Source organism: Corallococcus praedator (assembly GCF_003612125.1).
GTDB lineage: Bacteria > Myxococcota > Myxococcia > Myxococcales > Myxococcaceae > Corallococcus > Corallococcus praedator.
This window is the reverse complement of sequence record NZ_RAWI01000381.1, coordinates 1-8,790: the sequence shown is the minus strand read 5'-3', so window position 1 is coordinate 8,790 and position 8,790 is coordinate 1. Positions and strand designations below refer to the sequence as shown.

Here is an 8,790-nt window from a genome sequence, read left to right as displayed (position 1 = left end):
CGCTCGGGGCCGCGCGCGCGGGCCGCCGGATGGGCGCCGCGCGCTCGGGAGGGTGGGCGTCATGAGCGTGCTGCACGTGTTGTTCAAGGTGGACGGGACGGAGTACGCGATGCCCGCGGCGGAAGTGGTGCAGATGGAGTCCTTCGCGGGCGCCACGCCGGTGCCGGGGGCTCCCGCGCACGTCGCGGGGCTGGTGCAGGTGCGGGGCCGGGTCATCCCGGTGGTGGACGCGCGGGCCCGCTTCGGGCTGCCGCCGAGCACGCCCACGCTGGATTCACGGGTGGTGGTGGGACAGTTGGGCGAGCGCACGGTGGGGTTGCTCGTGGACAGCGCGCGCGAGGTCCTGAAGTTGGACCCGCGCGCCATCCAGCCGCCTCCGCCCATGGTGGTGGAGCGCGCGAAGGGGTTCGTGAAGGCCGTGGCGCAAGTGGGCCCGCGGCTGGTGATGCTCATCGATTTTCCCCGGGTGATGGGGGAGGAGACCGCGGATGTCGACGGACAACGGTAGCAGCAGCGCCCCCCGGCTGGAGGATGCGCGCGCCCTGGCCGAGCGCACCGCGCTCAAGATGGAGGAGAGCGCGGGCCTGGTGCAGTCCACGGAGCTGCTCGCCGCGCGGCTGGCCTCCGCGGGCAATGAACAGGCGGCGTCGGGCGAACAGGTGCGGACGGCCATCGAATCCGTGGCCGCCCAGGTGGAAGAGACGAGCGCCGCGGTGCAGTCGCTGGTGCGCAGCCAGCGCGCGATGAGCGAGTCCGCCCGGGGCGTGCAGCAGGAGGCGGAGGCCACCGCGGGCGCGATGCAGGAGGTCACGGCGTCGGTGGCCAGCGTGCGCAAGGACGCCGGGCTGCTCGCCGCGTCGTCGGATTCGACGGCGTCCACCGTGGAGGAGGTGGCGCGCTCGGTGAAGGGCGTGAGCGCCAACGCGGAGGAGCTGGCCGCCTCCAGCGAGGAGCTGCTCGCGAGCGTGCAGGAGATGAACGCCACCGTGGAGGACCTGGTGGTGCGCAACCAGACGAGCGCCGCCACCACGGAGGAGGTGGCCGCCACCATCGAGGAGATGTCCAAGGGCATCACCCGGCTGTCCGCGGACACGCAGGGCGTGGGCGAGCGCATGGCGCAGGTGTCCGGCGCCGTGGTGGCGCTGGGCCGGACGCTCCACGAGGTGTCGCGCGACGCGACCGCCATGGCCTCCAGCGTGGAGGAGACGGCCTCCACCACCGAACAGGTGGCGCGCAGCGTGCGCGGCGTGGCCGACCACGCGCGCACCCTGGAGGCGCACGCCTCCGCCACCGCGTCCACCGTGGAGGAGGTGGCCGCCAGCGTGGAGGAGGTGGCCGCCACCTCGGAGAAGAACGCGGCCGTGGTGGACGCCAACGCGGCCACCATCGAACAGCTGGCGCGCTCCGCCCAGGCGGTGGCCCGCGCCGCGGACAGCATCAACGGCCTTGCGTCCACCAGCGCCACCGCGTCCGCGCAGCTGGAGTCGTCCACGCGCCGCGCGGCGCAGATGACGGAGGAGGCGCGGCTGGCCGCCGAACGCGTGGGCGTGAGCGCGCGCGAGGGCGGCGTCACGGTGGCGCGCTCCATCGCCGGCTTCGGCCGCATCCGGCAGTCCATCGTGGAGTCGTCCGGGGTGATGAAGGAGATGGGCCGGCGCGCCGAGGAGATTGGCGACATCGTGCAGACCATCAACCTCATCGCGGACCGCACGAACCTCCTGTCCCTCAACGCCAGCATCGAGGCGGCGCGGGCGGGGGAGCACGGCCGGGGCTTCGCGGTGGTGGCGGAGGAGATCCGCGCCCTGGCGGACCGCGCGGCGGCGGCCAGCGCGGACGTGGCCAAGATTGTCCGGGGCCTGCAGACGACAGCGCGCGAGGCGGCCACGGCCACCGGCGAGGGCGTGCGCGCGGCGGATGAAGGCGCGGCGCTGGCGGGGGACGCGGAGAAGGCGCTGGGCACCATCCTCAAGGGCGTGGAGGACCTGGGCCAGAACGTGCGCGAGGCGTCGCGCGCGTCGGCGGAGCAGGTGCAGGCGGTGCAGGCGCTGGCCCAGTCCACGGCCAAGGTGAGCGAGCAGGGCCGCGTCATCGCGGCGTCCGCGACGGAGCAGGCGCAGGCGGCGCAGGCGCTGGCCCAGGGCGGCACGGAGATGCGGCGCATGGCGCGGCAGACCACGCAGGCCACCGCCGACCAGGCCAAGGCGCTGCGCGACGCGGTGCGCTCCAACACCCAGCTGTCGGAGGTGGCGCAGAAGGTGTCGCGCGCGGTGCAGGAGCAGGCCCTGGCGGCCACGGACCTGGCCAAGGGCGCGGTGCAGATGCGCCAGCTGGTGCAGGGCGTGAGCGGCGCGGTGGCGGCGCAGGGCCAGCACGTGTCCGCCCTGGGCACGGTGTCGCAGGAGGTGGCGACCGCCACCCAGCGCGCCATCACCGGCATCGCCGAACAGGCCAAGGCCGCGCAGGAGGTGGCCCGGGCCATGGAGTCCACGCGCAAGGAGGTGGCCCAGTCCACGCGCGCGATGGTGGAGCAGGGCCGCGCGCTCAAGCAGGGCGAGGTGGCCACCCGCCAGGTGGCGAAGCTGGCGCAGGAGGTGACGCGCGCCACGGACGAGCAGGCCCAGGCGCTGTCCACGCTGGTGCGCGGCGCGGAGGAGGTGCGCCGGGTGGCCAGGACGACGGCGCGGGCGCTGGACGAACAGACGGACGCGCTGTCGGCGCTGACCACGTCGGCCACGAAGCAGGCCTCGGGCGTGGCGGCCGTGGCGAAGGCCGCGCAGGAGCAGGCCACGGTGACCGAGCAGCTGGGCAAGTCCGTGGAGGAGATGCGGGGCCGCTCGCGGGAGATCGCCGTCACCACGGCCCAGCAGGCGCGCACCACGGCCATCACCGCCCAGGAGGTGAAGGAGGTGGCGGGCCGGCTGGGGCAGCTCGCGAAGCTCCAGGGTGAGCAGGTGGAGGGGCTGACGCACTTGAGTGGATTGTTGGGAGGCAAGGACGTGGCCGTGTCCCGGGCTTCCCGGGAGCAGAAGGCGTGACGATGAATTCGACCGTGCGGCAACACCCACTCTCGCTGTCCGCGGACGACCGGGCCCGGGTGGAGGAAGTGGAACAACTGGCCCGCAAGGGGGCCTCCAGCCTGCCGGAGCTGCTGGCCGGGCTGGACGCGCCGTCCTGGGCGGTGCGCCGCGCCGTGGTGTCCGCGCTCGCGCGCGTGGGCACCCCCGCGGTGCAGCCCCTGTGCGACGTGCTGGTCCACCAGCGGGACAACGAGGCGCGCATCGCCGCGGCGGTGGACGCGCTGGTGGCCGCCACCGGCGAGGTGGACGGGCCGGTGGAGGCGCTGGGGGATGACCTCAACCCGGCCATCGTCTGTGACGCCGCCCAGGTGCTGGGCCGCCGCCGCAGCCGCCAGTCGGTGCCGCTGCTGGCGCGGCTCACCGTGCACGCGGACGACAACGTGGCGGTGGCCGCCATCGAGGCGCTGGGCCGCATTGGCGGCGGCGCGGCGGTGGACGCGCTCTTGGCCTCGCTGGGCAGCGGCAACTTCTTCCGCATCTTCCCCGCCATCGACGTGCTGGGCCGCTCGGGCGACCCCACGGTGGTGCCGGCGCTGATGGCGCTGCTGGCGGATCCGTTCTACTCGCTGGAGGCCTGCCGGGCCCTGGGCCGCACCGGCCAGGAGGCCGCCGTGCCCGCGCTCGTGGGCCTGCTGCAGCGGGGCAACGACGCGGTGGTGCGCGTGGCGGCGGTGTCGCTGGTCGAAATCCACGACGCGCAGGTGGCGCGCTTCGGCGGCGCGCGCATGGTGCCGTCGGTGCTGCGCACCAGCTCGGCGGAGCCGCACCCCACCGGGCGCAGGCTCGCCGGGGTCATCTCCGGCGCGGACGCGGGGGAGAAGACCGCGGTGGCGCGGCTGTTGGGGTGGGTGGGCGGCGCGGACGCGGCGGTGGGCCTGCTGAAGCTATTGGACTCGCAGGACCTGGGCGTGTCGCGCGCGGCCGCGGCGGCGCTGGGAGAGCTGGGCGCGGAGGCGGACGCTCAAATCCTCCAGGCGCTGCGCGAGGGCGACAGCTCCCGGCGCCGGGTGCTGCTGCCGCTCGTCGGCAAGCGGTCCGCGGCGGTGCCGGACGTGCTCCTGTGCCTGGAGGACCGGGACGCGATGGTGCGCGCGCTGGCGGCGGAGACGCTGTCGCGCATCGGCGACACGTCCGCGGTGACGGCCCTCTTCGCGCGGTTGTCGGACGAGGACCCGCGCGTGGTGCAGGCGGTGGTGGGCGCCATCCAGTCGCTGGGCAGCGAGACGACGGAGGCGCTGGCGCTGGAGGCGGCGCGCTCGGCGGACACGCGCCAGCGCCGCGCGGCGCTGCGCATCGTGGCCTACTTCGGCTATCCGCGCGGCCTGGACGCGCTGCTGCTGGCCATGCGGGACCCGGATGAGCGGCTGCGCGACGCGGCCATCTACGGCCTGCCCTTCATCGACGACCCCCGGGCGGTGGACGCGCTGCTGGCCGCGGCCAGCCACGAATCCGAGCGCACGCGCGCCACGGCGATGCGCGCGCTGGGCCAGACGGACAAGCAGGCCCGCATCACCTCCACGCTGCTGGGCGGGTTGAACGACCGCGACCCGTGGGTGCGCTACTACGCGTGCCAGTCGCTGGGGAAGCTGAACGAGGAAGCGGCCGCGGACGCCATCGTCGCGCTGGCCAACGACGACGCGGGCCAGGTGCGCGTGGCGGTGGTGGACGCGCTGGCGCACCTGCACACGGAGAGCGCCATGGCGGCGCTGCGGCGGGCGGCGTCCTCCACGGACGCGGACGTGCGCCGCGCGGCGCTGCTGGGCCTGGGCGTGGCCCGGCGGCCGGACGCGCTGCCGGTGCTGCTGGAGGCGGTGCACTCGGACGACCCGGCCACGCGGCTGGTGGCCCTGTCGGCGGTGGCGGAGTACGACGCGCCGGAGACCCTGCCCGCGCTCCTGCGGGCCGCCGGGGACCGGGACGACAGCGTGCGCAGCGCGGCGGTGGGCTTCCTGGCCACGCGCACCGGACAGCACGCCACGCAGGCGCTGGTGTCGCTGCTGGGCGACGTGATGCTGCGCGAGCAGGTGGTGGGCGCGCTGGCGCTGCCGGTGGACGGGCGGCTCGCCGGCCTGCTGGCGGCGCTGGAGGTGGCGGACGACACGACGGCGCCCCTCCTGGTGGCGGCGCTCGCGCGGATGCGGCGGGCGGATGCGAGGGCGGCGCTGATGCAGGCGCTGGCCGGGGCCAGCCCCGCGGGACGGCGCGCGTCCGCGCCGGCGGTGGCGGCATTGGGGACGCTGGAGGCACGCGAGGTGCTGGACCGCGCGGCCCACCGCGACGAGGACGCCGACGTGCGGCGGGCCTGCCTGCTGGCGTTGGGGCGCTGAGAGTCCCCTGTCCATGACCTCGCTGCCGCTGTCCCCGCAGGTCTTCACCATCCTCGCGATGCTCATCGAGCAGCGCGCGGGGCTGCACTACGGCCCGGAGGACCGGGACCTGCTGTCGGAGAAGGTGTCGTCGCGGGCGCTGGACGCGGGCTTCGACTCGCTGCTCGACTACTACTACTTCCTCCGCTACGACCCGGCGGGCGGCGCGGCGCTGGACTCGCTGGTGGACTCGCTGCTCGTCCACGAGACGTACTTCTTCCGCGAGCCCCAGGCGCTGCAGGTGCTGGTGGATGAGGTGCTGGTGCCCGCGGCCCAGGCCGGCCAGAAACCGCGCGTGTGGTGCGCCGCGTGCGCCACCGGCGAGGAGCCCCTCACGCTGGCCATGATGCTGGACGCGAAGGGGGTGCTGGGGGACGTGTCGCTCCTGGCCACGGACCTGAGCACCCGTGCCCTGGAGCGGGCGCGTGCGGGCGAGTACAACCTGCGCTGCCTGCGCGCGCTGCCCAAGGGGGTGGAGGGCCGCTGGCTGGACGTGGTGGACGGCCGGCCGCGCGTGCGCCCGGAGCTGGTGGCGAAGGTGGAGTGGAAGCCGCTGAACCTGTTGGACACCGCGAACTTCCCGCCCTCCGGAAGCTTTGACGCCGTCTTGTGCCGAAACGTGCTCATCTACTTCCAGGACGACACCGCGCGCCGCGTGGTGGAAGGCCTCACCCGGGTGCTCAAGCCCGGAGGGCAACTGGTGGTGGGTACGTCGGAGTCCCTGATGCGTTTCGGCACGGCGCTGCACTGCGAGGAACGGCGGGGCGCGTTCTTCTACCGCAAGGAGGCGTCATGACGTCTCCGGCCCCCTTGCGCGTGCTGGTGGTGGACGACTCGGCGTTCGCGCGCAAGGTGCTGCGCAAGGTGCTGTCGGACGCGGAGGGCCTGGAGGTGGTGGGCACCGCGCGCGACGGGCTGGACGCGCTGGAGCGGGTGGTGGAGTTCAAGCCGGACGTCATCACCCTGGACCTGGTGATGCCGGCGCTGGACGGGCTGGGCCTGCTCAAGGCGCTGGCGGGCATGCCGGACGCGCCGCGCGTGGTGGTGGTGAGCAGCGCGGACACGGACAGCGAGCTGGCGGTGGCCGCGCTCCAGGCGGGCGCGGTGGACCTGGTGCACAAGCCCACGGCGCTCGCCACCGAGCGGCTCTATGAGCTGGGCGCGGAGCTGGTGGAGAAGGTGCGCGTCGCGGGCCGGGCGATGCCGCGCTACCTGGAGGCGGCGGAGCGCGAGGCCTCCGTGCGCGCCGCGCGCTCGGGCACCGGCGCGTCCCCGAAGCTGCTCGCGGTGGGCACGTCCACGGGCGGGCCGCAGGCGCTGACGCGGCTGCTGTCGGCGCTGCCCCGGGACTTCCCGGCGCCGGTGGTGCTCGCGCTGCACATCCCCGCGGGCTACACGGAAGCGGTGGCGAAGCGGCTGGACTCGCAGAGCGCGCTGGAGGTGGTGGAGGCGCGCGACGGCCTGGAGCTGGTGCCGGGGCGCGCGGTGCTGGCGAAGGCGGGGATGCACCTGAAGCTGGAGCGGCGGGGGGCGCTGGACCTGGTGCGCCTGGACCGCCATCCGCTGGGCACCCCGCATCACCCTTCCGTGGACGTGCTCTTCCAGAGCGTGGCGGCGGGGTGGGGCGAGCACGCCGTGGCGCTGGTGCTCACCGGCATGGGCGAGGACGGGCTCGTGGGGGCCCGGGCGGTGCGGGCCGCGGGCGGCGTGGTGCTCACGGAGTCGGAGTCGTCCTGCGTGGTGTACGGCATGCCGCGCGTGGTGGACGAAGCGGGCCTGTCCCAGGGCAGCGCGCCGCTGCAGTCCCTGGTGCCGCTGCTGGAGCGCTTCATCCCCTGAGGGCAGCCCCGGGACGGCCGGGCCGCCTCAGGATTGGTGCGCGGGCGGCGGCGGTGGCGGTTCGGGCGGCGGGCCCTTCTTGGGGGGCGCGCGGCGCGGCAGCGTGACGGTGAAGGTGGTGCCGTCCTTCTCCGTGGAGGCCACTTCGATGGTGCCTCCGTGCGCGTGGACGATTTCGCGCACGATGTAGAGCCCCAGGCCGTAGCTCATCTTCAGGGTGCGCGTCGTCTGCGGGCCCTGGCGGAAGGGCTCGAAGAGGTGGGGCAGCAGGGCCTCCGGGATGGGGCGGCCCTGGTTGTGGACCTCGATGACGACCTTGTGGCGCAGGCCGCGCGTGCAGAGGCGCACGGGCGCTTCGGGCGGGCCGTACTTGAGGGCGTTCTCCACCAGGTTGGACACCACCTGGGCCAGCCGGTCCGGGTCCCACTGGCCCTGCGTGTTGCCCTTGTGCTCCAGGACGATGTCGCGCTTGGGGAAGGCCACGCGGAACTCGTGCGCCACCTTGCCCAGCAGCTCCTGGCTGTCGGTGCCGCGCGGCTCGATGACGACGCCGCCCACCAGCCGCGCGCGGGTGAAGTCCAGCAGCAGGCGCGTCAGCCGCTCGATGCGCACGGCGGCGGTGGCGATGCGCTGGCTGGTGCGCGCCGTCTCCTCCGCCGGGCCGCCGGCCGCGAGCACGCGCGACCAGTTCATGATGGCGCCCAGGGGGCTGCGGATGTCGTGGCTGATGATGCCCATCAGGTGCTCCTGGAATTCGGAGTGCCTGCGCACCTCTTCCTCGGCCCACTTGCGCTGGGTGATGTCGCGGCTGATGCCGAAGAAGCCGAACACCTGGCCTTCGGGGTCGTGCAGCGGGCCCTTGGTGGTCAGCCACACGCGCTCGCCGTCGGGGCCCTGCTGGGCGTCCTCGTAGGTGAGGGGGTGGTCCGCCTCCAGCACGTCCTGGTCGTGCTTGCGGTTGACGGCGGCCTCGCCCGCGGGGAACAGCTCCGCGTCGGAGTGGTCGCGCACCTGGTCCACGGTGCGGCCCAGGGCGCGCGCGCCCGCGGAGTTGATGACCTGGTAGCGGCCCTCCAGGTCCTTGATGTAGATGGCGTCGGTGGTGCCCTCCAGCACGGCCTGGAAGAGCTGCCCGGCGCGCTGCAGTTCACTGCGGGCCCGGTACTCGCGGGTGATGTCGCGGCAGTGGATCAGCAGGGCGCCTTCGACGGGGCGGGTGCTCACATCGAAGCAGAGGTCGCCTTCGGGCCAGCGGTGCTCGTAGCGCACGCAGGACTGCTCGGTGGCCGGGGCGTCCAGGCGCAGGTGCTCCGCCAGGGCGAGCAGCTTCGCCACCTTCTTGCGCACGTCATCGCCCGGTTGGGCGCGGTCCCCGAGCAGCTCGCGCATGCGGGAGCTCAGGTAGGTGACGCGCCAGTCGGCGTCCACGGCGAGGAAGGCCTCGGGCAGTCCATCCAGCAGCGCGAGCAGGCCCAGGCCGGACGCACCCGGCGCGGACGGGGCGGGAG

At 74.5% G+C, this 8,790-nt stretch carries 6 protein-coding genes; 5 read left to right on the top strand and 1 reads right to left on the bottom strand.

The genetic code is table 11. The features are described 5' to 3' along the window. From D7Y13_RS33360 to cheB, 5 genes are all read left to right on the top strand, one after another. Positions 1–508 (top strand): chemotaxis protein CheW (locus tag D7Y13_RS33360; protein WP_244222406.1); only part of this gene is annotated, 508 nt, incomplete at its 5' end. Beyond that, positions 489–3,035 (top strand): methyl-accepting chemotaxis protein, encoded by a 2,547-nt coding sequence (locus tag D7Y13_RS33355; protein ID WP_120537422.1) that lies wholly within the window; start codon positions 489–491, stop codon positions 3,033–3,035. The genes D7Y13_RS33360 and D7Y13_RS33355, both read left to right, overlap by 20 nt. 2 nt (positions 3,036–3,037) lie before the next feature. Beyond that, complete coding sequence (locus D7Y13_RS33350) at positions 3,038–5,404, top strand: HEAT repeat domain-containing protein (protein WP_120537423.1); 2,367 nt, start codon at positions 3,038–3,040, stop codon at positions 5,402–5,404. Positions 5,405–5,417: 13 nt separating this feature from the next. Next, positions 5,418–6,239 (top strand): CheR family methyltransferase, encoded by an 822-nt coding sequence (locus D7Y13_RS33345; RefSeq protein WP_120584501.1) that lies wholly within the window; start codon positions 5,418–5,420, stop codon positions 6,237–6,239. Continuing rightward, entirely contained in the window at positions 6,236–7,282 is a 1,047-nt protein-coding gene (gene cheB, locus D7Y13_RS33340; protein WP_120537425.1) for a chemotaxis-specific protein-glutamate methyltransferase CheB, read from the top strand. Before D7Y13_RS33345 ends, cheB begins: the two co-directional genes overlap by 4 nt. A gap of 27 nt (positions 7,283–7,309) precedes the next feature. On the opposite strand, the gene D7Y13_RS33335 is transcribed toward cheB, so the two are convergent. Then, the coding region (locus tag D7Y13_RS33335) for a sensor histidine kinase (RefSeq protein WP_120630895.1) at positions 7,310–8,790 on the bottom strand (1,481 nt) is incomplete at its 5' end.

Excerpts from the sequence above, each read along its gene's own strand:
- D7Y13_RS33355 (WP_120537422.1), top strand. The coding sequence starts at position 489 with ATGTCGACGGACAACGGTAGCAGCAGCGCCCCCCGGCTGGAGGATGCG.
- D7Y13_RS33345 (WP_120584501.1), top strand. The coding sequence starts at position 5,418 with ATGACCTCGCTGCCGCTGTCCCCGCAGGTCTTCACCATCCTCGCGATG.
- D7Y13_RS33350 (WP_120537423.1), top strand. The coding sequence starts at position 3,038 with ATGAATTCGACCGTGCGGCAACACCCACTCTCGCTGTCCGCGGACGAC.
- cheB (WP_120537425.1), top strand. The coding sequence starts at position 6,236 with ATGACGTCTCCGGCCCCCTTGCGCGTGCTGGTGGTGGACGACTCGGCG.